At 61.9% G+C, this 23,240-nt stretch carries 22 protein-coding genes; 13 read left to right on the top strand and 9 right to left on the bottom strand.

Annotated features, from left to right (window positions below):
* Positions 1-10: 10 nt before the first annotated feature.
* Positions 11-1,435 (top strand): FAD-binding oxidoreductase, encoded by a 1,425-nt coding sequence (locus MKI86_RS13730; protein WP_241601470.1) that lies wholly within the window; start codon positions 11-13, stop codon positions 1,433-1,435.
* Complete coding sequence (locus tag MKI86_RS13725; protein WP_241601469.1) at positions 1,432-2,229, top strand: HpcH/HpaI aldolase family protein; 798 nt, start codon at positions 1,432-1,434, stop codon at positions 2,227-2,229. The genes MKI86_RS13730 and MKI86_RS13725 overlap by 4 nt, the downstream gene beginning before the upstream one ends.
* A 90-nt stretch (positions 2,230-2,319) precedes the next feature.
* On the opposite strand, the gene MKI86_RS13720 is transcribed toward MKI86_RS13725, so the two are convergent.
* Positions 2,320-3,534 carry an MFS transporter gene (locus MKI86_RS13720; protein WP_241601585.1) on the bottom strand — a complete coding sequence of 405 codons (1,215 nt, stop codon included), beginning with the start codon at positions 3,532-3,534 and terminating at the stop codon, positions 2,320-2,322.
* A 246-nt stretch (positions 3,535-3,780) separates the two neighbouring features.
* Here MKI86_RS13720 and MKI86_RS13715 point away from each other — a divergent pair, with 246 nt between their 5' ends.
* The 11 genes from MKI86_RS13715 to ehuA all read left to right on the top strand — a co-directional run bounded on the left by MKI86_RS13715 (position 3,781) and on the right by ehuA (position 13,771).
* Positions 3,781-4,014, top strand: coding sequence for a hypothetical protein (locus tag MKI86_RS13715; protein WP_241601468.1), 234 nt, complete (start codon positions 3,781-3,783; stop codon positions 4,012-4,014).
* 43 nt (positions 4,015-4,057) lie between these two features.
* The gene (locus MKI86_RS13710) at positions 4,058-4,720 is read left to right on the top strand and encodes a hypothetical protein (protein ID WP_241601467.1); all 663 of its coding nucleotides are present in this window, start codon (positions 4,058-4,060) and stop codon (positions 4,718-4,720) included.
* 186 nt (positions 4,721-4,906) lie between these two features.
* The gene (gene ehuR, locus MKI86_RS13705) at positions 4,907-6,355 is read left to right on the top strand and encodes a MocR-like ectoine utilization transcription factor EhuR (protein ID WP_241601466.1); all 1,449 of its coding nucleotides are present in this window, start codon (positions 4,907-4,909) and stop codon (positions 6,353-6,355) included.
* 69 nt (positions 6,356-6,424) lie between these two features.
* Entirely contained in the window at positions 6,425-7,444 is a 1,020-nt protein-coding gene (eutB, locus tag MKI86_RS13700; RefSeq protein ID WP_241601465.1) for a hydroxyectoine utilization dehydratase EutB, read from the top strand.
* Positions 7,441-8,454: an ectoine utilization protein EutC gene (eutC, locus tag MKI86_RS13695; RefSeq protein ID WP_241601464.1), complete on the top strand. Its 1,014-nt coding sequence runs from the start codon at positions 7,441-7,443 to the stop codon at positions 8,452-8,454. Before eutB ends, eutC begins: the two co-directional genes overlap by 4 nt.
* Positions 8,451-9,629 carry an ectoine hydrolase DoeA gene (gene doeA / locus MKI86_RS13690; RefSeq protein ID WP_241601463.1) on the top strand — a complete coding sequence of 393 codons (1,179 nt, stop codon included), beginning with the start codon at positions 8,451-8,453 and terminating at the stop codon, positions 9,627-9,629. The genes eutC and doeA overlap by 4 nt, the downstream gene beginning before the upstream one ends.
* A 7-nt stretch (positions 9,630-9,636) precedes the next feature.
* Positions 9,637-10,650: a N(2)-acetyl-L-2,4-diaminobutanoate deacetylase DoeB gene (gene doeB / locus MKI86_RS13685; protein ID WP_241601584.1), complete on the top strand. Its 1,014-nt coding sequence runs from the start codon at positions 9,637-9,639 to the stop codon at positions 10,648-10,650.
* Between the two features lie 61 nt (positions 10,651-10,711).
* Positions 10,712-11,563: an ectoine/hydroxyectoine ABC transporter substrate-binding protein EhuB gene (gene ehuB, locus MKI86_RS13680; protein ID WP_241601462.1), complete on the top strand. Its 852-nt coding sequence runs from the start codon at positions 10,712-10,714 to the stop codon at positions 11,561-11,563.
* 61 nt (positions 11,564-11,624) lie between these two features.
* Positions 11,625-12,290 carry an ectoine/hydroxyectoine ABC transporter permease subunit EhuC gene (gene ehuC / locus MKI86_RS13675; protein ID WP_241601461.1) on the top strand — a complete coding sequence of 222 codons (666 nt, stop codon included), beginning with the start codon at positions 11,625-11,627 and terminating at the stop codon, positions 12,288-12,290.
* Positions 12,291-12,302: 12 nt separating this feature from the next.
* Entirely contained in the window at positions 12,303-12,995 is a 693-nt protein-coding gene (gene ehuD, locus MKI86_RS13670) for an ectoine/hydroxyectoine ABC transporter permease subunit EhuD (RefSeq protein WP_241601460.1), read from the top strand.
* Complete coding sequence (gene ehuA / locus MKI86_RS13665; RefSeq protein ID WP_241601459.1) at positions 12,992-13,771, top strand: ectoine/hydroxyectoine ABC transporter ATP-binding protein EhuA; 780 nt, start codon at positions 12,992-12,994, stop codon at positions 13,769-13,771. The genes ehuD and ehuA overlap by 4 nt, the downstream gene beginning before the upstream one ends.
* A 42-nt stretch (positions 13,772-13,813) precedes the next feature.
* Here ehuA and MKI86_RS13660 read toward each other — a convergent pair whose 3' ends face one another.
* The 8 genes from MKI86_RS13660 to MKI86_RS13625 all read right to left on the bottom strand — a co-directional run bounded on the left by MKI86_RS13660 (position 13,814) and on the right by MKI86_RS13625 (position 23,163).
* A complete protein-coding gene (locus MKI86_RS13660) occupies positions 13,814-14,503 on the bottom strand; it encodes a response regulator (protein WP_241601458.1) in 690 nt (229 codons plus the stop codon).
* Positions 14,503-17,190, bottom strand: a complete 2,688-nt coding sequence (locus MKI86_RS13655) for an ATP-binding protein (RefSeq protein WP_241601457.1) — start codon at positions 17,188-17,190, stop codon at positions 14,503-14,505. The genes MKI86_RS13660 and MKI86_RS13655 overlap by 1 nt, the downstream gene beginning before the upstream one ends.
* Positions 17,191-17,197: 7 nt before the next feature.
* Positions 17,198-17,767, bottom strand: coding sequence for a potassium-transporting ATPase subunit KdpC (gene kdpC, locus MKI86_RS13650; RefSeq protein WP_241601456.1), 570 nt, complete (start codon positions 17,765-17,767; stop codon positions 17,198-17,200).
* Positions 17,768-17,769: 2 nt separating this feature from the next.
* Positions 17,770-19,821 carry a potassium-transporting ATPase subunit KdpB gene (gene kdpB, locus MKI86_RS13645; RefSeq protein ID WP_241601455.1) on the bottom strand — a complete coding sequence of 684 codons (2,052 nt, stop codon included), beginning with the start codon at positions 19,819-19,821 and terminating at the stop codon, positions 17,770-17,772.
* 10 nt (positions 19,822-19,831) lie between these two features.
* Positions 19,832-21,541: a potassium-transporting ATPase subunit KdpA gene (gene kdpA, locus MKI86_RS13640; RefSeq protein ID WP_241601454.1), complete on the bottom strand. Its 1,710-nt coding sequence runs from the start codon at positions 21,539-21,541 to the stop codon at positions 19,832-19,834.
* Between the two features lie 14 nt (positions 21,542-21,555).
* Positions 21,556-21,657 (bottom strand): K(+)-transporting ATPase subunit F, encoded by a 102-nt coding sequence (gene kdpF, locus MKI86_RS13635; RefSeq protein WP_241601453.1) that lies wholly within the window; start codon positions 21,655-21,657, stop codon positions 21,556-21,558.
* Positions 21,658-21,895: 238 nt separating this feature from the next.
* On the bottom strand, positions 21,896-22,462 hold the full coding sequence (locus MKI86_RS13630; RefSeq protein ID WP_256465735.1) for a DNA-3-methyladenine glycosylase: 567 nt from the start codon (positions 22,460-22,462) through the stop codon (positions 21,896-21,898).
* Positions 22,463-22,467: 5 nt separating this feature from the next.
* The gene (locus MKI86_RS13625) at positions 22,468-23,163 is read right to left on the bottom strand and encodes a DUF72 domain-containing protein (RefSeq protein ID WP_241601451.1); all 696 of its coding nucleotides are present in this window, start codon (positions 23,161-23,163) and stop codon (positions 22,468-22,470) included.
* Positions 23,164-23,240 lie beyond the last annotated feature (77 nt).

Genomic DNA, 23,240 nt, shown 5'->3' with positions numbered 1-23,240 from the left:
CTATTACGACATGATCGCCCAAGCCCGCGCCGGTGAATGCATACAGGCGCTTTCCGCCATTCTGGACCGAAATGCGCTTTTGACCGGCGAGGACATTCCAGCCCGCAACACGGCCGATACGAGCTTTCTGCCTCCGGTCCGTCCTCTTGCCGTCGCGCGCCCCGACACGCCTCAAGGTGTTGCCGATGTGCTGCGCATCTGCGCCGCCCATGACGTGCCGGTGGTGCCGCAGGGTGGACTGACCGGGCTTGCCGGCGGCGCACATCCGATCGAAGGCGCGGTTGCCCTCTCCCTCGAGCGTCTTCAGGGTATCGAGGAGATCGACGCCGCTGCCGCCACCATGACGGTCAGGGCGGGCACGCCGCTCGAGGTGATCCAGAAGGCCGCGGATGAGGCGGGCTTCTTCATTCCGCTCGATCTCGGCGCACGCGGCAGCTGCGCCATCGGTGGCAATCTCGGCACGAACGCCGGCGGCAACCGCGTCATCCGTTATGGGATGGCGCGGGAAATGGTGTTGGGCATCGAGGTCGCTCTGGCCGACGGCACGCTGATGACCAGCCTCAACAAGATGATCAAGAACAATGCCGGTTTCGACCTCAAGCAGCTCTTCATCGGGTCGGAGGGCACGCTCGGCGTTATCACGCGCACGGTCTTGCGCCTTCATCCGCAGCCCGGCTGCACGATGGCGGCACTTTGCGGCGTCGATGATTACGGCAGCGTCGTCAAGCTCCTGAATGGCGCGCGTCGGGGGCTTGGCCCGCTTTTGTCGGCGTTCGAGGTGATGTGGCCGGATTACTGGCATGCCGCCACGGTTCGGGTGCCCGGCATCCGCCGGCCGGTCGAAGGCGACCACGCCTTCTACGTGCTTGTCGAAGCGCAGGGCCTTGACGAGCAGGTTGACGGCGGCCGGTTCCAGACCTGGTTGGAAAGCCAGTTCGAGGCAGGGCTTATCGCCGACGCGGCGATTTCCCAGAGCAAGGCGGACACGCTGGCCTTCTGGCGCACGCGCGATGCCGCGGGCGAGTTCCAGACGGTGCTCGGCGCACATTGTGCATTCGATATCGGCCTGCCCGTCGACGCCATGGACGATTTCGCCAAGGCGTGCCGGTCGCGTCTTGAGGCCGAAGTTCCCGGTTGCCTTTCAGTCTATTATGGCCATATCGGTGACGGCAACCTGCACATCGTCGCGCTGGTTGAAGGTTCTGCACAGCAACCTTCGGCCGATATCAACCGGATCGTCTATGAAACGGTGCGCTCCTTCGGCGGTACGGTCTCTGCCGAGCACGGCATCGGCACAGTAAAAAAACCCTATCTTCCATATTCCCGCAGTGCTGAGGAACTCGCTCTCATGGCGACCATCAAGAAAGCGCTCGATCCGAAGAACATCCTAAACCCTGGCAAAGTCATTGACCTTGATGTGGAGGCAATCTCGTGAACCCGATCAAGCAGCGCATCCTTGCTGGTGAGACCGTCACAGCCGCCTGGTCGGAGATGGGTAGCCCCGACAATGCCGAGGCAATGGTGATGAATGGCTGGCCCGTCATCGTTATTGACGGCGAACACGGCATCGGCGGCATCGAGGAGGCCGTGCATGTCGCGCGCGCTGTCGAGGCCGCCGGCGGCGAGGTCGTCATGCGCGTTCCCGATGGCTCGGAGACGACGCTGAAACGCGTACTCGACCGAGGCATCCGATCGCTGATCGTGCCGCAGGTCAACACGGCCGAATACGCGCGGTCCATCGCCGAATTCTGCACTTATCCATCCCGCGGCCGTCGCGGCTATGCCGCCCCGATCGTCCGTGCTTCCCGCTACGGCGCGCGGCCCGACTATGCCGCCAATGCCCATGACGAATTGCTGCTGATGGTGCAGATTGAGCATCACCAGGCCGTCGAAAACCTCGCGGCAATCGCTGCCGTGCCAGGCATCGACATGCTCTTCGTCGGGCCGAACGATCTTGCCGCATCGATCGGCAAGATGGAGCGCATGCTGGAACCCGAGCCCCAGGCTTTGCTGAAAACGATCGAGGACGGCGCGGCGAAAGCCGGTAAACCGCTCGGAACGATCGTCGGGGCGGGACGCGATTTCGCCAATCTTTCGCGTCTCGGCTATCGTTTCATCATCGGCACCAACGACGTCTCGCTGATCGTCAACGGTGCCCGCGAAGCCGCTGCCGATCGCGACAGGCAACTTGGAGCGTTGGGCGAAACCGTCACAGTCGGTACCTACTGAGAGTTGAGGGAAAAGCGGCGGGCGTCCAGTAGCCTTACAGTTCTGGCAAGGCGCTCCCCAAAGGGCGCCTGATGGACGCCGCTCGCTCCTCTAACCCGCAGCCACCTGTCGTTCTGTCGTGGGAAAGGGTTTGAACGTCATGGCGATCAAGAAGGCTCCGAGGCCCATGCCGCAGGCGCCGAGATAGAGCCAAGTGTAAGTGGCGAACGTGTCGTAGATCAGGCCGCCGGCCCAGGGGCCAAGCGCCATGCCGAGGCCGCCCGCCATTCCGGTGCCGCCAATGATCGTACCCATCATCCTTTGCGGGAAATTTTCACGCGCCAGAACGGCATAGAGAGGCATGACGCCGGCATAGATGAAGCCGAACATCGCCGCGACGGCGTAGAACCCCTCCAACTGACGGACGAAGAAAAAGAAGAATGCAACGATCGCCTGCGCGAGGAGGCCGAGAACCAGGATGTTCTTGGCGCCGAAGCGATCGGCCATCAAGCCGAAGGCAACGCGCCCGCCAAGTCCGGCGAAACCTTCGACGCTATAGATCGTCACGGCCGCCATCAGGGGGATGCCGCAGCTGACGGCATATCCGACGGTGTGGAAGATGGGTCCGGAATGGGTTGCGCAACAGAAGAAGTTGACCAGCATCAGGATGATGAAAGGTTGGGATTTAAGCGCTGTTGAAACCGACATTGGCGCACCGGTTTGGCCGTCTGATAGTGGCGCATTACCTTCCTCGCTGGTCTCTGGGGGCTGCCGGAGAAGAAGGGATAGCGGCAACATCGTCACCGCTGCAATCGCAGCGATGACAAGCAGTGACGAGCGCCAGTCATAGGTCGAGACGAGCCAGGCGGCGAGGGGCGACACCGTCATCGGCGCCATGCCCATACCCGCTGATACGAGTGAAACAGCCAGGCTGCGCTGGGTATCGAACCAGCCCATGACCGAGGCCATCAGAGGCGGCAGGATCGCTGCAATCGACAGGCCGACCAGTAGACCGAAAATCAGCTGGAATTCGACGAGCGAAGTTGCGCGGCTTGCCCATGCCAGGCTGCCGGCAAGTGCCGCGGATCCGCCCAGAACGACCGGTCGAACGCCAATCCGGTCGGATAGCGATCCAAAGACGATGCTGCCCAGCGCCATCGCGAGGAAAGCAATTGTCATGGCCGTGGATATTCCGGTGACCGACCAGCCGGTCTCCGTCACGATGGGGCGGATGAAGACTGGCAACGTAAACATCGACCCTATGGCCACGCAGCCGAGCAGGCCGCCAACAGCCACAACAATCCAGCGATATCCGGTCTTGCGCATGCTGTTCTCTCCGTAACGGTTTGGGCCGGGCAGAATGTGTTGCATCGCGTTCTGGCAGTCGGAATTCAACGCGACTTTATAAAGACGTTTGCCGGCGTCAATTCCCGACATTGGTGTTCACCTGTCGGCGTCGCTTCGATGGATTCCCTTGTTGAAGTCCATGAAGGCCGGTAGATCGGGATGATCAGGGCTGCTAAACGCGGAAAACGGGGCGGCCCTCCGCCCGATAACGACAGGAGTACCGACGTGAGCGAACCGACCGTGGCAGAGGCAGTAGAGCGCATTTATGGATCGCTGCAAGCGGACAATGCAGACATCGATGTGCACATCGCGACACTGAAGGCGGCGCTGATGAGGGAAGGTGTGAAAGAGGCCGTGTTCGACCCTGCCAGGCTCGTGCAGAACAATCGCTCGGGCAGAAAGCTCATGCAGGCTTACTTTCGCCAGCGTGGCGTGACGGTGAAATACGCCGCTTCGTGAAGCCTGCCGTGATTTTGAGCCAAAAGGGGCAACGGACGTGGATATGATGAAATTCTATCTGAGCACGTTCATCGCGCTTGCGTTTGTGTGCCAACTGACAGGCAACGGAATTGCGTATGCCGAGGACCAGCCCGTTGAGCAGGGCACTTTTGAACTCGCGCCAGAGATCCTTGCTGCGCTTGCGGAGTGCCGCGCGCCGCGAGATGTTCTCGGCGAGACCGGAATGGCGCTTTTCACGGGAAGTGCTATTCCCGAATGGCTCACGCCGGTTGACGATGACGGCCATGATGGAATGATGGGGCTCGAGACCTTCGACCTCAAGACGCCGATCACGGTTTTTGGCGCACCCACGACACGGATCGCGTTCCTCCAGGAATGGGTCGTGACGGAGCAGACATATGATGCCGCACTGGAAACCACCCGCAAGCAGGACATGAAGCGCGCGCCGATCAAGGTGACTGAGCAGTATTATCGGTTCGTCGATCCGGAGAGTGGACCGATGATCGGCGCCTTCGCCCCAACCGATGACGCCTTGGCCGTAATGCTGGGCATGCCGATGGAAGCAGGAAAGCCCAAGACGATGTTCGTCGGCTGCAACTATGCGATTGCGTCTCAGAAAGACTTTCTCGACGCAGCTGCCAAAGCCGATACGATGGCCGGCGATGCAGGGCAGGATATCCAGGAGATGCTGGAAGGCGAGCCTTGAACGGCAGCGGGCAGGCTGAGGATTGAGCGTTCGATGTGTTCATGAATTGAGTGCCAAGCAGGCGAGAGAAGGTCTCGGTCACACAAAGGCCTGAGCAAGCGATGCCAATGCAATGCGCGGTGCTTCATCTTTTGCTTCAAAGGTGCATAATGTCATGAAACATTCGACGTTGAAACGAGACAATTTATGCGCCGCCACGCCAATCCCCTTGCTGCCGACCCGGTCCCTGTCACTAAGGTCGTCGCCTGGCGCCCGGTCCTGGCAAAACAGAAGGGTGAAACGAAGCATGCCGCTCTGACGGAGCGCATTATCGCCGACATCGATTCCGGCCTTCTCAAGCCGATGGATCGTATGCCGACCCATCGTGATCTGGCGCGCGAGCTCGGCCTGTCGGTGCAGACCGTTAGTCTCTCGTACAAGGAAGCGGAGAGGCTCGGCTATCTGAGTGGTGAGATCGGCCGGGGAACCTTCGTCAAGGCGCGTGTGACAGATCGTGCCGGTCGCATGATGCTCGACCATAGCCAAAATGAAGTGCTGGACCTTTCCATTATCCGCGCCGTCTACCTCGATGCGCATGAAGCCGCCTCGCGCGAGATCTTCCGCGAGCTTGCCGAAAGCGACATCGCGAGCTTTATGCGTCCGTGCCGCCCGATAGCGGGACTGGAGCGTCACCGAGAAATCGCGCGGCTCTGGTTGCAGCCGATGGGGGTCAGCGCGGGCGCGGAGCGCATCCTGGTGACGAACGGTGCGGCGCATAGCATCTTCCTTGCCCTCAGTTGCATCATTCGCTCCGGCGACGTCGTCCTGTGCGAAAATCTCACCGATCACGGCATTATCGGGCTCTCCAACATCCTCGGCTTCAGCCTGAAGGGTCTCCCCACTGACGCGGAAGGGATTTTGCCCGAAGCTCTGGAAGCGGCCTGCACCGCGGGGGGCGTCCGGGCACTGGTCATCATTCCGACGCTCAACAATCCGACGGGTCATGTTGCCGGTGCCGAGCGCAGGCGCGCGATCGCGGAGATCGCACGGCGTTACGGCGTCTTCGTCATCGAGGACGAGGTCTACAGGCCGATGATCGAGGAGGATTTGCCTTCGATTACCGAATTGCTGCCAGCGCTTGGCTTCTTCGTCACAAGCTTCACAAAGACCGTGCTGACCGGCCTGCGTGTCGGTTATCTCGTCGTGCCGCCCGCCTATTCCATCCGGGCGGCATCCATCCTGCGTGTCTCGAGCTGGAGCGGAACCTATCTCACTGCCGAGATCGCCTCGCGCTGGGTTGAAAACGGTATGGCGCAGCACCTGCTGTCACTTCAGCGGGAGGAAGCGAGGGTACGTCAAAGCATCGCCGCTGACATCCTGGGTGATCATTTCGCATCAAGCCACCCTCTTTCCTTGTGTTCTTGGCTGAAGTTGCCCCAGCACTGGACCGAAGACGGTTTGGTTCGCGCGCTCGCCAGCCAGAACGTCGCTGTCACGCCGTCCGAGCCCTTCATCGCCGGGCCGGGCCATGGTGGGGGCATTCGCATCTGCCTCGGTGGGCGTATGAGCCACGCGAGCCTGAAAAAGGCGCTGACGACGGTGCGGCATGCTTTCGAGCAGTTACCGCCGGTCTATGACGTCGGCGCCATCGGTTGACGCTCGCCAAGAGGCAATCATTGAATCATTACAATATAATAATTGACATGATTTTGTTTCGCTCTCAACATGACAATCATGAAGAGCGAAGAACTGACCCGACCAATCGAAAATCAGCAGCTGCCGGTGTGCCTCGCGGACGTCGAGTGCGCTGCCGGCCGCATTCGGGGTCGTGTAGCGCGCACGCTGCTCGTTCGCTCGACCTCCCTTTCGCAGCTGACGGGCCAGTCCGTTCATCTGAAGCTCGAAACACGCCAGCCGATCGGCGCCTTCAAGCTGCGCGGTGCGACCAATGCCATCGTCTCGCTTGATGAAGCGGCGCGCGAGCGCGGCCTTGTAACGGCCTCGACGGGAAACCATGGACGGGCGGTCGCCTATGCCGCCCAGATGCTCGGCATCTCCTCGACGATCTGCATGTCGTCACTGGTTCCCGCCAACAAGATCCAGGCCATCAAGGCGCTCGGCGCTGAAATCCGTATTGTCGGCATCTCCCAGGATGATGCGCAGGTGGAAGTTGACCGCCTCGTCGCAGATCGTGGTCTCACGCCGATCCCACCATTCGACCATGCCGATGTTGTCGCTGGTCAAGGCACGATCGGCCTCGAAATCGTCGAGGACCTGGCTGATGTCACCACTGTCCTCATTCCTCTCTCCGGTGGCGGTCTCGCCGCAGGCATCGCCGTAGCGCTCAAGGCGCTCAAGCCGCACGCCAGGATCATCGGCGTTTCGATGGAGCGCGGTGCGGCTATGCATGCCTCCATCACCGCCGGCAAGCCGGTTGCGGTGCGCGAAGAGGAGACGCTGGCGGATTCGCTCGGCGGCGGCATCGGCCTTTCGAACCGCGTAACCTTTCCGATCTGTCGCGCGCTGTTGGACGACATCGTGCTGCTGACCGAGGACGAAATCGCCGAAGGCATTCGCCATATCGCACGCGAGGCGGGGGAGGTCGTCGAGGGTGCCGGCGCGGTCGGTGTCGGCGCGATTCTCGCCGGCAAGGTGGAGTTGTTCGGCCCAGCGGTCGTCATCCTCTCGGGCTGCAATATCGATCCGGACGTTCACCGGAATATCATTGCGGGAGGCGCTGCATGAGCCGCATTCTCATCCTGACGGAAAACGACCTGCGGGCTGCAGTTCAGTTGGATGCTTCGGTCGTCGACTGCATCGAGCAGGCTTTTCTGGCGCTCGCAACCAAGCCGGTCGCCATGCCGCCGATCCTGCGTCTCGATATCCCTGAGTTTCGCGGCGAGGTTGATGTCAAGACGGCCTATGTGCCGGGTTTCGATGGCTTTGCCATCAAGGTGAGCCCTGGCTTCTTCGACAATCCGAAGCTTGGCCTGCCCAGTCTCAACGGATTGATGATCCTGTTCAGCGCCAAGACGGGCCTTGTAGAAGGCCTGCTTCTTGACAATGGCTATCTGACGGATGTGCGTACCGCGGCGGCCGGTGCCGTTGCCGCCCGGCATCTCGCGCGTGAAGATGCTTCCGTCGCCACGATCTTTGGCGCCGGCATGCAGGCGCAGATGCAGCTCGCAGCGCTGACGCTTGTCCGACCGATACGGTCGGCGCGCATCTGGGCGCGCGACCATGCCAAGGCTGAGAAGCTGGCAGCCGAATGCACACGGCAGTACGGGTTCGACGTTGCCGCCGTCGCCGATCCGCATGAAGCGATGCGCGGCAGCGATATCGTCGTTACCACCACGCCGGCGGAACGGCCGATCCTGAAGGCGGAATGGCTCGAAGCCGGCCAGCATCTTACTGCAATGGGGTCGGATGCCGAGCACAAGAACGAGATCGATCCCGCTGTTTTCGCCCGCGCCACCTACATCGCCGACCGTCTGTCGCAGACCCGTATACTCGGGGAGCTGCACCATGCCATCGAGGCGGGCCTGGTCGGTCCCGATGATCCGTTCGCGGAACTCGGCGCCGTGATCGCGGGCTCGGCAAAGGGCCGTGCTGGCGCCGATGACATTACCTTCGCCGACCTGACGGGTACCGGCGTGCAGGACACCGCGATCGCCAATCTCGCCGTCAGTCGCGCAGCAGGCGCAGGCAGCGGAAAGACAATCGAAAACAAAAGAGAAATGGGAGGTGACGCGTGAGCGTGACGCTGAACTTTACGCGTGAGGAATATGCCGCGCGTCTGTCCAAGACCCGTCAAGCCATGGAGAAGGCCGGAATCGATCTTCTGGTCGTCACGGATCCTTCCAACATGCACTGGCTGACGGGATACGATGGCTGGTCCTTTTACGTGCACCAATGCGTTCTGGTGCCGCCGAGCGGCGAGCCTATCTGGTATGGCCGTAAGCAGGATGCTAACGGCGCCAGGCGCACCGCCTATCTCCACCACGACAACATCATCGGCTATCCCGATCATTACGTGCAGTCGACCGAGCGTCACCCGATGGACCTGCTCTCGCAGATCATCGACGAACGCAAATGGTCAGGTCTCACCGTCGGCGTAGAGATGGACAACTACTACTTCTCGGCTGCGGCTTTCGCCTCGCTGCAGAAAAACCTGCCGAACGCACGCTTCAAGGATGCGGCCGGTCTGGTAAACTGGCAGCGCGCCATCAAGAGCCTGACGGAACTCGACTACATGCGTAAGGCCGGCAAGATCGTCGAGCTGATGCACAAGCGTATTGTCGAGGTCGTCGAGCCCGGCATGCGCAAATGCGATCTCGTCGCCGAAATCTATGACGCGGGCATCCGCGGCACGTCGGAATTCGGAGGCGATTATCCGGCGATCGTGCCGCTTCTGCCGTCGGGCGCCGATGCCTCTGCGCCGCACTTGACCTGGGACGACAAGCCGATGCGGTCGGGTGAGGGCACTTTCTTCGAGATCGCCGGCGCCTACAAGCGCTACCACTGCCCGCTGTCGCGCACCGTCTTCCTGGGCAAGCCCACGCAGGCCTTTCTCGACGCCGAGAAGGCAACGCTTGAGGGCATGGAGGCGGGTCTTGCGGCCGCAAAGCCGGGCAACACCTGCGAAGACATCGCCAATGCCTTCTTCACGGTGTTGAAGACATACGGGATCATCAAGGATAACCGCACGGGTTACCCGATCGGCCTGTCCTATCCGCCGGATTGGGGCGAGCGCACCATGAGCCTGCGCCCCGGCGACCGGACGGAGCTGAAGCCCGGCATGACCTTCCACTTCATGACCGGCCTGTGGCTGGAGGATATGGGGCTGGAGATCACAGAAAGCATTGCCATCACCGAGACCGGCGTCGAATGCCTGTCCAACGTGCCGCGCCAGCTGTTCGTGAAGGGCTGATACGATGCTGCACAATGCCGCGCTGCGCCTCTCGCCGATCACTCCTTCCGTCGATTTCGACGCGAAGGGCGTGCAGCATGGGCACCTGCGTCTGCCTTATAGCCGCGACGATAGCGCCTGGGGCTCTGTGATGATCCCGATCTGCGTCATCGCCAATGGCGAGGGGCCGACGGCCCTGCTGACCGGCGCCAATCATGGCGACGAGTATGAGGGACCTGCAGCACTGTTCGAGCTGGCGCAGGCGCTTGCCCCATCCGAAATAAGCGGGCGCATCATCATCGTTCCTGCCCTCAACTATCCAGCCTTTCGGGCCGGCACACGCACGTCGCCCATCGATCGGGGCAACCTCAATCGCAGCTTCCCGGGCCGGCCGGATGGGACAGTGACCGAGAAGATAGCTGACTACGTGACACGCCATCTCATTCCGCTGGCCGATATCGCCCTCGACTTCCATTCCGGCGGCAGGACATTGGACTTTCTTCCCTATGCTGCCGCGCACGAACTGCCGGACAAGAATCAGGAGGCCCGTTGTTTTGCGGCCGTGGCCGCCTTTGCGGCGCCATTTTCGATGAAGATGCTGGAGATCGATGCGGTCGGGATGCTCGACACCACCGTCGAGGATATGGGGAAGGTGTTCGTCACGACGGAGCTTGGTGGTGCTGGCACCGCCACCGCACGCTCGATAGAAATTGCCCGCAACGGGAGCCTCAACCTGCTCCGACATGCCGGCATTCTCTCGGGTGAACCCGATGTGGGGTCTACGCGTTGGCTCGACATGCCCTCGAGCGACTGCTTCACCTTTGCCGAAGACGAGGGGCTCATCGCCTTTGCCGTCGATCTCGGCGACGCCGTCAGGACGGGCGACATCATCGCCAATGTCTACCCCGTCGGTAAAACCGGCGTTGCGCCTATCGCCTACCGCGCGGCCATGGATGGCGTGCTTGCGGCGCGCCACGTACCCGGCCTGATCAAGGCCGGCGACTGCCTTTCCGTGATCGCCACGGTCACGGAGGAAACCTAGCCCGCAAACCAACGCGAGATCCGAAAACGGACCGCATAACCACAGCCAGAGGAGAATTCACATGCCTATCAAGAAAATCGCCGGCCTTTCCGCTCTTAGCCTCATCCTTGGCGTGACGTGCGCCAATGCGCTGACGCTCGAAGAAGTCAAGGAACAGGGATACATCCGCGCGGCGACAGCCAACGAAGTGCCCTATTCCTACATGCAGCCCGACGGCACTTCTGCCGGTATCGGGCCGGATGTCGCCACCGCCGTTCTGAAATCGATGGGGGTCGAAGAGATCAACTGGACCGTCACGCCGTTCGGCACACTGATCCCCGGCCTCAAGGCAAAGCGCTTCGACTTCGCTGCTGCCGAGCAGAACATCTCGCCGGAGCGCTGCAAGCAGGTCGCCTTCACCGAGCCGAACTCGTCATACGGCGAGGGCCTGCTGGTCAAGAAGGGTAACCCGAAGAGCCTGAAGACCTATGCCGACATCGCCAAGGATCCGTCGCTCACGGTCGCCGTGGTTTCGGGCGCCAACAATGTCGACTTCCTGCGCGCCGTCGGCGTGAAGGACGAACAGATCGTCTTCATCCCGGCCAATGCGGATGCCATCCCGACGGTTCAAAGCCGGACCGATGCTTATGCCGCGACAGAACTGACCGTCGCCGCACTCGCCAAGGATCAGGCACAGGTCGAGCAGGTCGCCCCGTTCGAAGATCCGGTCGTGGAAGGCGCGCCCGTTCGCAATTACGGCGGCTTTGCCTTCCGCCCGGAGGACAAGGAACTGCGCGACGCCTTTAACGCCGCCCTTGTCGAGTTCCGCAAGACGGACGAGTACAAGACGATCCTGACCAAGTACGGTCTGTCCGAACAGAGTATCGAAGCTGCCGCGAGCAAGAAGGTCGAAGACCTCTGCGCGGGTAAGTAACGGCAAAGGCGCTCGATCATCGTCGGTCGAGCGCCACTCCTCGGGATCGGGAGACTTCCGCATGGACTGGACAGCCTACCTGCCGATGCTCTGGCAAGGGGCATTCGTCACGATGACGATCACGCTGGCATCGATCGCCGTTGGCGCGGTGCTTGCCTTCGTGTTCGGCATCATGCGCGTGGAAGGAGGGCCAATCCTTTCCACCGTCGCGCTGTGTTACACGGAGGTGTTTCGCGGCACGTCGCTGCTCGTTCAGCTCTTCTGGTTCTACTATGCGCTGCCGCTTGTCGGGCTGAGCTTCGATCCCGTCACGACCGGTATCCTTGTGCTGGCGGCCCATGCGGGCGGATATGGCGCCGAGATCGTGCGCGGTGCGCTATCCTCCGTTTCCACACAGCAGCTCGAGGCTGCGCGTGCCTTGAACTTCAGCCGGTTGCAGACGCTGTTTCGGGTCTCTCTTCCGCAGGCGATCGTCGAGATGATGCCGGCCTTCGGAAACCTGGCCATCGAGACGCTCAAGCTATCCTCGCTCGTATCGCTGATTTCGATTGCCGATCTGACCTTCGCCGCCCAGTCGATCCGCAACATCACGCTGGACAGCACGAGCATCTATTCGATCACGCTTCTCTGCTACTTCGCCATGTCCCTTGTCCTCATGGTCGCGATCCGCGTGATCGAGCGTCTCGTCAGACGCGGTCATGCGTTCCCGCAGATGCCCCGTTCGTAAGGATATGATTTGATGATGTACGGATACGAATGGGATACGACTACGTGGCTCACCTACACGACCTCGATCCTGCCCATTATTCTGATCGGCCTGACCGTTACCCTAAAGGCGGCGGCGGCAGGCTTTGCCATCGCGCTCGTTCTCGGTCTCGTTTTCGCCCTGCTGCGCCGAAGCCGGCTGGTCGCGATCTCCTGGACGACGGCCGTCATCGTGGAGTTCCTGCGCGACACGCCGCTCCTGGTTCAGCTCTTCTTCCTCTACTATGTGCTGCCCGAATTCGGGATCGTGCTCCCGGCATTCCTGACGGGCGCACTCGCGCTGGGCCTGCAATATGCAGCCTATACATCGGAGGTCTATCGGGGCGGCATCGAGGCTGTGGCCCGTGGCCAGTGGGAAGCGGCGACCGCGCTAAACCTCACCCGGATGCAGGCCTATCGTGACATCATCATTCCGCAGGCCATCCCGCGTATTGTACCGGCGATGGGCAACTACCTCGTCGCAATGATCAAGGAAACGCCCGTCCTGTCCGTCGTCACCGTCATGGAAATGATGGGGCTTGCCAACATGATCGGCGAACGCACCTTCGAATATCTCGTTCCGCTGACGCTCGTCGGCCTGATTTTCCTCCTCCTCACGCTGATCTGCTCGGCGGGCCTTCACCGTTTGCAGAAAGCGCTTCCAAAAGCAGGAATCCCCTTGCGATGACCGAAGACAACTCCGCGCCCATCATCGAATTCTCCAACGTCACCAAGCGCTTCGGCCCGCTCACTGTCCTGGACGATTTCAATTTCAGCGTCAGTAAGGGTGAGAAGGTCACGCTGATCGGCCCGTCCGGTTCGGGCAAGTCGACCGTTCTGCGCATCCTGATGACACTCGAGCCGTTTCAAGACGGCAGGCTGACGCTGTCGGGCATGTCCTATCACGAGCCGAATGGCAAGGGCCCCTTCAAGGCCTCCGAACGTCATCTGCGCCAGATCCGCACCCACGTCGGGATGGTGTTCCAGAGCTTCAACCTGTTCCCGCACATGACGGTTCTGCGCAACGTCGTGGAAGCGCCGCTGCGTGTTCTCGGCATTGCGCGGGCGGAGGCTGAATGCCGTGCGCTGCAACTGCTCGATATGGTCGGGTTGGCGGACAAGAAGGATTTTTATCCCTCGCAGCTTTCCGGCGGGCAGCAGCAGCGCGTTGCGATCGCTCGCGCTCTTGCGATGCGTCCGCGCGTCCTTCTGTTCGACGAGCCCACATCCGCACTCGATCCGCAGCTGGTGGGCGAGGTGCTCTCGGTCATTCGCGACCTTGCCCACGAACATGACCTGACCATGTTATTGGTGACGCACGAAATGCGTTTCGCCCGGGAGGTTTCCGATCGTGTCTGCTTCTTCGACAAGGGTCGTATCTGCGAACAGGGCGCGCCCGACGAAATATTCGGTGCACCGCGCGAGCCGCGCACGCGCGAATTCCTCTCATCGGTTCTTGCTTAGTCTAGATGCTGTAGCCGTCATCTGAGCGACGACGCTCGTAAATCAATCCGGCTCGGCCATCCGATAGCCGACGCCGGGCTCCGTGCGCACGATCTGCGGCTGGGTAGGGTCGCGTTCGATCTTCTGGCGAAGTTGGCCGATGAAGACGCGCAGATAATGCATGTCCTCGCCATGAGCAGGTCCCCAGACACTCGTCAGCAGGGTCCGATGGGTCACGACACGGCCGGCGTGGCGGGCAAGTAGGAGCAGCAAGTCATATTCCTTGGGCGTCAGGTGCACGATCTCGCCTGCGCGCGTGACGAGCCGCTTGATAGGATCGATCCTCAGGTCGTCCACGTCCATGACGCTCGGGATCGCATCGCGCCGACCATGATGGCGCAGCGCGGTGCGGATACGTGCGGTCAGCTCCCCGATGCCGAACGGCTTTTCGATATAGTCGTCGGCGCCAAGATCGAGTGCTTCGATCTTCTCGCTTTCACGATCGCGGGCGGACAGTATGACGATGGGGATGTCCGACCACGCCCTGAGGCTGGCGATTATCGCCTTGCCGTCCATATCCGGCAGGCCGAGATCAAGGATCACGAGATCGGGCGCCTGGGTTGCAACGAACTTGAGCGCCTCGGCGCCGTTCACAGCCTCGATCACCTCGTAGCCCGCGGCGGCCAAGGACGGCTTCAGAAAACGCTGTATCTGCGGCTCGTCATCCACGACGAGAATACGCGACGGGTTCATCAGGCACTGCCCTTTGCTTCTTCGCTTCCGGGAAACTGCATGACGATACGTGTGCCTCGCTTTTTGAGCGCCGGGCTCTCCGCATGGATCTTGCCGCCCATAGCCTCGATGAAACCGCGCGCGATGGATAGCCCGAGCCCCGTGCCGGGCGCGCGCCCGTCCGGGTTACCCCTGCGATAGAATTTTTCGAAGATGCGGTCCAGGTCCTCCGGCGGAATGCCCTTGCCGAGATCGGTGACCGAGATAATCACATCCTTGCCCTCGCGGCGCGCATAGACGTTGACCGGCTCCCTGCCACCATACTTGATGGCGTTGTCGAGCAGATTGAAAAGCACCTGGGAGATGAGGACGCTGTCGCCTCGGATCAGCGGCAGGTCGGTCGCGATGCTCGTCTCGATGATATGTCCCGGTGCGTGCTTGCGCGTGCGCTCGACGGCGGACTGCACCACGTCGGTCACGTCTATCCAGTCCCGCTTCGGCTTCAGCGTACCGGCCTCAATTCGCGTCATATCGAGCAGGTTCGCAACAAAGCGGCTCATTCTGCCGCTTTCTTCTTCGATCGATTTCAGGAGGTCGTCGCGGCTCTCCGCGCTCATCCGCTCGCCGAGCTCGCGAAGCGCGGTGACAGCGCCGGTAATGGTGGCGAGGGGCGTCCTCAGGTCATGCGAAATGGATGAAAGCAGCGCATCGCGATAACGTTCACCCTCCAGGCGCGCCGCCTGGACGATCGTCTCGTCCGCAAGCCGAGCGCGATCAAGGGCAATCGCTGTCTGATCGAGAACAGCGCTCAACATGCGCTCCGCATTCAGGGCGAGCGGCTCGGCAGCATGCTCGACGCCACAGACCCCGACGATTCCATGTGGACCTAGCAAGGGGCGGAACTCGAAGCGGCTGTTGGGAAGCGTGCCGGTGCCGTGACCCGCCGGCTCGCGTTTGTCATGGGTCCATCGTGCGGCAGTCAGGTCGGTAACGTCGAGATCCGTATCCGGTGGCCAGGCAGCTGCCACACCGAGGTCGCCCGTTCGAGGAAGCAGGAAAACGACGTTGCGCTTCAATCGCGACTGGAGTTGCGAAACGGTCAGCCAGATCGCATCCTCGCTCTTTTCCGTTGTCGCGAGCTTCCGGGAGAAGTCGTGAAGCGATTGCAGTTCGGTTGCCCGCAGGCCCGCCACCTCCGCCTGTTGACGGATGCGGGATGCGAAGCCGCCCGCGATCATTGCCACGATCAGAAACACGAAAAGCGCAAAAACTTCATGCGGCGCGGCAATCGTGAAGGTGCGCTGCGGGTCGATGAAGAAGAAGTTGTAGGCAAGGGCCGAAAGAACGGCCGCCAGGAATGCAGCGACATAACCCCCGGCGACGGAAGCGCCGAGCACCGAGAGGAGAAAGAGCAGGGAGATATTGGGCAGATCGACGAAGATGTCGATCGTCTTGCCAAGCAGCACTGTGAGAGCGACGAAGCCTGCGGCGCTCAGCGCCGATTGCCGCCACGCTTGCACTTTGGGGAGCATGAGCGGCCGTCGCATGCGCTCACCGGAAGGCCCCTCCGGCGTCACGATGTGAATGCCAAGGCCGGCGGCCCTGTTCGTCAGCGCCTCCGGAAGTGCATGTTTGAGATGCTTGCGCCAGCCGGCCCGTTTCGGTGCGCCGATCACGATCTGAGTGACATGTTCCCGGCGCGCGAGCTTCAGGATTTCCTCGACGAAGTCGTTACCGATCACGCGGCGCGTTTCCGCGCCGAGTTGCTCGGCGAGCCGGAAAAGCGCCTCGATCCGCTGCACATGCCCGGCCGTATCGATCTCACGGTCCGCCCGCTCGAGCGACACGACCAGCCAGGGCGCGTTAAGGCCGGAGGCCAAGCGGCTTGCCACCCGCACGACTTTTTCCGACAGCGGATCGGATCCCACACAGACCAGCAGCCGCTCGGCCGTCGCCCAGGGGCCGTCGATTGCGTTCTGCTTGAGATAATCGACCATCTGGTCGTCGACACGGTCGGCCGTGCGGCGAAGAGCAAGTTCCCGAAGTGCCGTCAGGTTGCCAAGCCGGAAGAAGCGATCGACGGCGCGGTTTGCGCTTTCCGGAAGATAGACCTTGCCGTCCCGAAGCCGTTCAATCAGTTCGGACGGCGCAAGATCCACCAGCAGAACCTCGTCTGCACGCTTCAACACGATGTCTGGCACCCGCTCGCGCACGGTCACCCCAGTGATCTGGGCGACCACGTCTGCCAGGCTCTCGAGGTGCTGGATGTTCAAGGCCGTCCAGACATCGATGCCGGCCGTTATGAGTTCCTCGATATCCTGGTACCGCTTGGGGTGGCGGCTGTCGTCGGGGTTGGAATGGGCGAGTTCATCGACGATGACGATCCGCGGCCGCCTCGCCAGAACCGCGTCGAGATCGAACTCATCGAGCACCCGTCCGCGATAGGCGATCCGCCGCCTGGGCAGGACGTCGAGGCCTTCGAGGAGTGCCGCCGTCTCGCTTCGCCCGTGGGTTTCGACAATGCCGACGACGATGTCGACGCCGTCTGTCTTCAGGCGCCTAGCCCGCGACAGCATGGCGTAGGTCTTGCCGACCCCGGGTGCTGCGCCAAGGAAAACGGTGAGCTTGCCCCGGTGGTCTTTCTCCGTCAGGGCAAGCAGGGCATCCGGGTCGGGACGTCGCACGTCCCTGCGGTCGTCATCCGCCATCAGGCTCTCACATCTTCAAGGCATCGAGCGCCAGGTTGAGCTGTAGCACATTCACCCTCGCCTCGCCGATAATACCGAAGGCCGGGTGTTCGATCTGCTGCTTGACGAGTGAGGCAACAACGGCTGGCTCCAGCCCCCGAGCCAGTGCGATGCGCGGGACCTGCGCCTCGGCAAAAGCCGGTGAGATATGCGGGTCGAGACCAGAGCCAGACGTCGTGACGGCATCGGCCGGCATTGGCGATGTCATGCCTGTGACCTTCAAGCGGGCGACATCGGCTGCGACGCGATCCCGCAGCTTGGCCGAGGTTGTGCCGAGGTTAGAGCCGGACGAGGCCGCGGCATTGTACGGGCCCGGGCCGGTGGCCGAGGGACGCGGCCAGAAGTAGCGGTCAGCCGTAAAGTTCTGCCCGATGAGCATCGAACCGACGACCGCGCCGTCACGCTCGATGAGGCTGCCATTGGCCTTCGTCTGCATCACCGCCTGAGCGATACCGTTGATTGTGAGCGGATAGACAAGGCCGGTGAGAACGGTCAGGACAACGACCAGGGTGAAGGCGGGTCTGAGATGATTGAGCATGATTACACCAGATGAAGTGCGCTGACGGCGGCGTCAATGAGCTTGATGCCGGCGAAGGGCAGCACGAGGCCGCCGACGCCGTAAATCAGCAGGTTGCGGCGCAGGAGCGATGCTGCACCCGAGGGACGATAGGCCACGCCCTTCAGTGCGAGGGGTATCAACGCCACGATGATGAGTGCGTTGAAGATGACCGCCGACAGGATGGCCGATTGCGGCGAGGCCAGCCCCATCACGTTGAGGGCGTCGAGAGCCGGATAGGTCGCGACGAACAGCGCCGGGATGATGGCGAAGTACTTGGCCACGTCATTGGCGATGGAGAAGGTCGTCAGCGAGCCGCGTGTCATCAGGAGTTGTTTGCCGATCTCGACGATCTCGATGAGCTTGGTCGGGCTTGAATCGAGATCCACCATGTTGGCGGCTTCGCGCGCCGCCTGGGTGCCGGTCTGCATCGCGACCCCGACATCGGCCTGGGCGAGCGCCGGCGCGTCGTTCGTGCCGTCGCCGCACATGGCGATGAGACGGCCGCCCTGTTGCTCGCGGCGAATATAGGCGAGCTTGTCTTCCGGCGTGGCCTGGGCGAGGAAGTCATCGACGCCGGCTTCCGACGCAATGGCTGCAGCCGTCACCGGGTTGTCGCCCGTGACCATGACGGTGCGGATCCCCATGGCGCGAAGCGCTGCGAAGCGCTCCTTGATCCCGGGTTTCACCACATCCTTCAGGTGGATGGTGCCGAGTAGGCGCTCGCCGTCCGCGACGGCAAGGGGCGTGCCTCCGGTGCGGGCGATCCTTTCCACCGCGCTGTGGAAATCGGCTGGCCCGTTCTGTTCCGTGAGGTCAGCGAACCGCAGCACGGCATCCACGGCGCCCTTGCGCAGGCGGCGTGCGCCCATATCGACGCCGGAAAGCCGCGTCTCGGCGGTGAAGTCGATGACGGCATCGAAGGTCATGTTCGGCATGGCAACGCCGAACTCGCCGGTAGCGAGCGCTACGATCGATCGGCCTTCCGGTGTCTCGTCGGAAAGCGAGGCGAGGAGGGCGGCCTCAGCCAGTTCTCCTGCGGTGACGCCGGGGGCCGGCAGGAAGTCGCTCGCCATACGATTGCCGAACGTGATGGTGCCCGTCTTGTCGAGAAGCAGCGTATCGACGTCGCCGGCGGCCTCGACGGCGCGGCCCGACGTGGCGATGACGTTGAAACGCACCAGGCGGTCCATGCCTGCGATGCCGATGGCAGAGAGAAGGCCGCCGATCGTGGTCGGGATCAGCGTGACGAGAAGGGCTGCAAGAACCGTCACGGAAAGCACCGTGCCCGAATAGCCGGCCAAACCCCAGATTGCGACGCAGACGAACAGGAAAATCAGTGTGAGGCCGGACAGGAGGATCGACAATGCAATCTCGTTCGGTGTCTTCTGGCGCTTTGCGCCCTCGATCAGCGCGATCATGCGGTCGACGAAGGAGGAGCCGGGCTGGACCGTGATCTTCACCCTGATCTCATCGGACAGTACCTGCGTGCCGCCAGTGACGGCGGACCGATCACCGCCGGATTCCCGGATGACGGGCGCGGACTCGCCGGTGATGGCGCTTTCGTTGACCGAGGCGACGCCCTCGATAACCTCTCCATCGCCAGGAATGAATTCGCCGGCGGCAATGAGCACGACATCGCCGACCTTGAGGCTGGATGCCGGGATCGTCTCTGTCGTGCCGTTTGCCGCGACCTTGCGGGCGACGAGGTCGGACTTCGTCTTTTTCAAGCTGTCGGCCTGGGCCCGGCCTCGGCCCTCGGCTACGGCTTCGGCGAAGGTGGCAAACAGCACTGTGAACCAGAGCCATGCGGCGATCTGGCCGGAGAAACCGGCCTGGGGCGGATTGGAGGCGAGGTCGCGTATGAAGAGGATCGTCACGATCGCAGCGACGACCTCGGTTACGAAAATGACCGGATTGCGCAGCAGCTTGCGGGGATCGAGCTTGACGACGGCGTCGCGCATTGCCGGAAACAGGATCGACGGATCGAGAAGACCTGGCGCCCTGTGATCTGTCGGCTTGTAGGCGTGGGACATGGGAGTTCCTTCAGAAGGTCTGGCCGGCGAGCATGGCGAGGTGTTCGACAACAGGGCCGAGCGCCAGTGCGGGGAAGAATTGCAGGCCGCCGAGGATAAGGATGATGCCGATCAGGAGCCCGACGAAGAGCGGGCCGTCGGTTGGAAAGGTGCCGGCCGAGGCCGGGGCCTTCACCTTGGCGGCGAGCGATCCGGCGATTGCCATGACCGGCACGACATAGGCGAAGCGGCCGAGCAGCATCGCGATCCCGAGCGTGGTGTTGTACCAGGGCGTGTTGCCGGTAAGCCCGCCGAAGGCCGAGCCGTTGTTGCCCGCTGTCGAGGTGTAGGCATAGAGGATTTCCGACAGGCCGTGCGGGCCTGATGTGCCGATGCTGGCAACCGCGAAGGGCAGCATCGCCGAGACGGCGGTGAAGCCGAGGATCACGAGCGGCAGGATCAGGACAGCCAGCATGGCGAATGTCATCTCGCGCCCCTCGATCTTCTTGCCGAGGAATTCGGGCGTCCGACCGACCATGAGGCCGGCGACGAAGACCGAGAGCAGCGCGAAGACCAGCATCCCGTAAAGTCCCGAGCCGACACCGCCTGGCAGCACTTCTCCAAGCTGCATGAGGAACATCGGCACCAGGCCGCCGAGGCCTGTGAACGAGCCGTGCATGCCGTTGACGCCACCATCCGACAGGCCGGTGGTCACTGCTGCATAGAGTGCGGTCATGGCCTGGCCGAAGCGGACTTCCTTGCCTTCCATGTTGCCGAGCGCCGCGTCGACGCCGACTGCGGTCAGGATCGGGTTGCCCTGCGCCTCTGCCCAGTATGTAATGGCGACGCCTGCGATCAGCAGGATTGCCATCGCAGAGATAAGGGCCCAGCCCTGTCGGCGATTGCCGACCATCTGGCCAAAACTGTAGACGAGGGCCGCGGAGATGGACAGCATGGCCAACATATTCAGGTAATTCGACCACGCGGTTGGGTTCTCGAAGGGGTGGGCCGCGTTGACGTTGAAGAATCCTCCGCCATTGGTGCCGAGTTGCTTGATGGCCTCCTGCGAGGCGACGGGGCCGAGCGAGATGACCTGGTTAGCGCCCTCGAGCGTCTTAGCCGTGACTGACGCTTCGAGTGTCTGTGGCAGGCCCATGGCGACGAAGACGAGCGCGACCATGATGGAGAGCGGCAGCAGCACGTAAAGAGTGGCCCTGACCATATCGACCCAGAAGTTGCCGAGTGTCGTGACCTTGGAGCGGGCGAGCGCCCGGGTGAAGGCGACCGCCAGCGCCATGCCGGTGGCCGCCGACAGGAAGTTCTGCACGGTGAGTCCGGCCATCTGGCTGAAATGGCTGAGCGTCGTTTCTCCGGCGTAGTTCTGCCAGTTGGTGTTCGTGACGAAGGAGACCGCGGTGTTGAAGGCAAGATCGGATGGAACGGCAGGGAAATCCTGCGGATTCAACGGCAGATGGGCTTGCAGCCGGAGCATCGCGTAAAGCGCAAGAAAGCCCGCTAGCGAGAAGGTGAGCATGGCAAGCGTGTAGCCAAGCCAGCTTTGCTCCTTGTTCGGATCTACCCCGCTCACGCGGTAGAAGCCGCCCTCCACGGGGGCAAGTACCGGCGAGAGAAAGGTTCGTTCGCAGCTGAAAACCCGCGCCATGTAGAGCCCGAGCGGTTTGATCGCGAGGAGGACGGCAAGGAAGAGGAGGCTGATCTGCAACCATCCGATTGTTGTCATGGATCTGCTCCCGATCAAAAACGTTCGGGACGCAGCAGCGTCACGACGAGATAGGCGCCGAGGCCGATGGCGACGAGAAAGCCGAAGAGAGGTTCAACCATCGTCGTTTTCCTCAAAGACGGTTGAGCGCGCGGGCATAGAACGCAAGCACAAGAAGAGTGCCGCCGCCAAGCGCGATAAAGAAGAGGTCGGACATGTCTGTGTCTCCTGTTGATCAGGAGCAGAATACGCGCCTCACGGCTCAGGCTTCGATTGGGAAGTCGTGTCGAAGGAATAAAGAAAACATAAGGAGAGGATGTGAGGTGATCGTGCGGGATAATATCGCCATCCCCCGATCAGCACGAGATTGCCGTCTCAGTCCGTAACGTTCCTTTCCATTCGGATCGGCTTGCTGAGATAAGGCGATCCCGTCACCGCAAAGCGCCAGGGCCGCTCGGCGGCTTTGCTGATGCCGATACGCACGCCGCTCGTCATCGCGGGAATAGCGGCCGGAAGTTCCAGCGAAAACGGGGGGGCAAGAACGGAAAGTCCGTTCATATTTCCGGTGACGCTGAGCGCCTTGCAAAGGTTTCCCGGCCCCGAGCATAGCTTTCGTGTTTCACTCACCGACCGCCGTTCTCTCATGGTTTCGATGCCATATACCGGTTCCAAGGCGCGGATGAGCACCGCGCTGCCCTGTTCGCAGACGAAATTAAGGCACCAGTGCAGCCCGTAGGAGCGATAGACATAGGCGCGCGCCGGTGAACCGAACATCGCCGCATTTGCAACCGTTTGCCCCCTGAAACTATGTGACGCCTCATCATCGCGGCGATAGGCTTCGGTCTCGACGATGATCCCCCCGATGCCGTCGATTTGCAGGCTTGCTCCCAGGAGATCGGTCGCGACGGCGAGCACATCGCGTGCGAAGAAATGTTCGTCCAAACCCGTCAAATCAATTGATCCCGCATTGTCAGCGCATTTTCGATGGCGGCGCCGGAGGCTGTGTTGTCGAAGATGCACCAGCTGTCATCGGCGAGGCGTTTGCCGAAGCGCTCGATGCCCGCTTTGCTGTAGCTGGAATAGTAGATTTTCGGTGAGCCGTGGAGTCGCACATACTTTGGAGGCTTGTCGAAACTCGTTTCGGGCCAGACCGGTGCCGGATCGGCCAGAACACGCTCAATGGCATGGCGTTGCAGGAGCGATTCTGCAGGCTCTGACGCCCAACTGTTATGGCGTGGTTCGACCACGATCATACCAGCATGGTTGTAACGCATCGCAGCAAAGGCTTCGTCGGCCATCGTCGCGTCGAATTCGAGGCTTGGCGGCAGCTGGCACAGGAGCGGACCAAGCTTGTCTTTCAAGCTGCGGATCTCGTTTAGAAATGCATCGAAAAGGCCGTCTATGCCGCGAAGCCGTTCCGTGTGGGTAATCTCGCGGGGTATCTTCACGGCAAAACGGAAGTGCTCCGGCACCGAGGCGGCCCATCGCTCGAAAGTCTTGACCTGATGGTGGCGGTAGAACGTCGAGTTGACTTCGACGCCATCGAAGACGGCGGCGTATCGTTCCAGGCCGGTGCCCGCTTCGGGAAACCGTCGCGCGACCGTCCTGGGAATGGACCATGCTGCTGTTGCGATGAAGGGCACCGTGTCCTCCGCTCCTCTTCACAAGCGTCAAATGGAATTCTACTTTGCCGCTTTGGTTCCCCGCGAACGCCGGAACA

The sequence above is a fragment of the Shinella sedimenti genome, from assembly GCF_022601905.1.
In the GTDB taxonomy this organism is placed as follows: Bacteria; Pseudomonadota; Alphaproteobacteria; order Rhizobiales; family Rhizobiaceae; genus Shinella; species Shinella sedimenti.
The sequence above is the reverse complement of the archived record's forward strand: the minus strand, read 5'-3'. Positions and strand labels throughout refer to the sequence as shown.

Excerpts from the sequence above, each read along its gene's own strand:
- ehuC (WP_241601461.1), top strand. The coding sequence starts at position 11,625 with ATGGACTGGACAGCCTACCTGCCGATGCTCTGGCAAGGGGCATTCGTC.
- MKI86_RS13730 (WP_241601470.1), top strand. The coding sequence starts at position 11 with ATGATCGCCCAAGCCCGCGCCGGTGAATGCATACAGGCGCTTTCCGCC.
- ehuA (WP_241601459.1), top strand. The coding sequence starts at position 12,992 with ATGACCGAAGACAACTCCGCGCCCATCATCGAATTCTCCAACGTCACC.
- ehuD (WP_241601460.1), top strand. The coding sequence starts at position 12,303 with ATGATGTACGGATACGAATGGGATACGACTACGTGGCTCACCTACACG.
- ehuB (WP_241601462.1), top strand. The coding sequence starts at position 10,712 with ATGCCTATCAAGAAAATCGCCGGCCTTTCCGCTCTTAGCCTCATCCTT.
- eutC (WP_241601464.1), top strand. The coding sequence starts at position 7,441 with ATGAGCCGCATTCTCATCCTGACGGAAAACGACCTGCGGGCTGCAGTT.
- ehuR (WP_241601466.1), top strand. The coding sequence starts at position 4,907 with ATGCGCCGCCACGCCAATCCCCTTGCTGCCGACCCGGTCCCTGTCACT.
- MKI86_RS13720 (WP_241601585.1), bottom strand. The coding sequence starts at position 3,534 with ATGCGCAAGACCGGATATCGCTGGATTGTTGTGGCTGTTGGCGGCCTG.
- eutB (WP_241601465.1), top strand. The coding sequence starts at position 6,425 with ATGACAATCATGAAGAGCGAAGAACTGACCCGACCAATCGAAAATCAG.
- MKI86_RS13655 (WP_241601457.1), bottom strand. The coding sequence starts at position 17,190 with ATGGCGGATGACGACCGCAGGGACGTGCGACGTCCCGACCCGGATGCC.
- MKI86_RS13710 (WP_241601467.1), top strand. The coding sequence starts at position 4,058 with ATGATGAAATTCTATCTGAGCACGTTCATCGCGCTTGCGTTTGTGTGC.
- kdpA (WP_241601454.1), bottom strand. The coding sequence starts at position 21,541 with ATGACAACAATCGGATGGTTGCAGATCAGCCTCCTCTTCCTTGCCGTC.
- kdpB (WP_241601455.1), bottom strand. The coding sequence starts at position 19,821 with ATGTCCCACGCCTACAAGCCGACAGATCACAGGGCGCCAGGTCTTCTC.
- kdpC (WP_241601456.1), bottom strand. The coding sequence starts at position 17,767 with ATGCTCAATCATCTCAGACCCGCCTTCACCCTGGTCGTTGTCCTGACC.
- MKI86_RS13660 (WP_241601458.1), bottom strand. The coding sequence starts at position 14,503 with ATGAACCCGTCGCGTATTCTCGTCGTGGATGACGAGCCGCAGATACAG.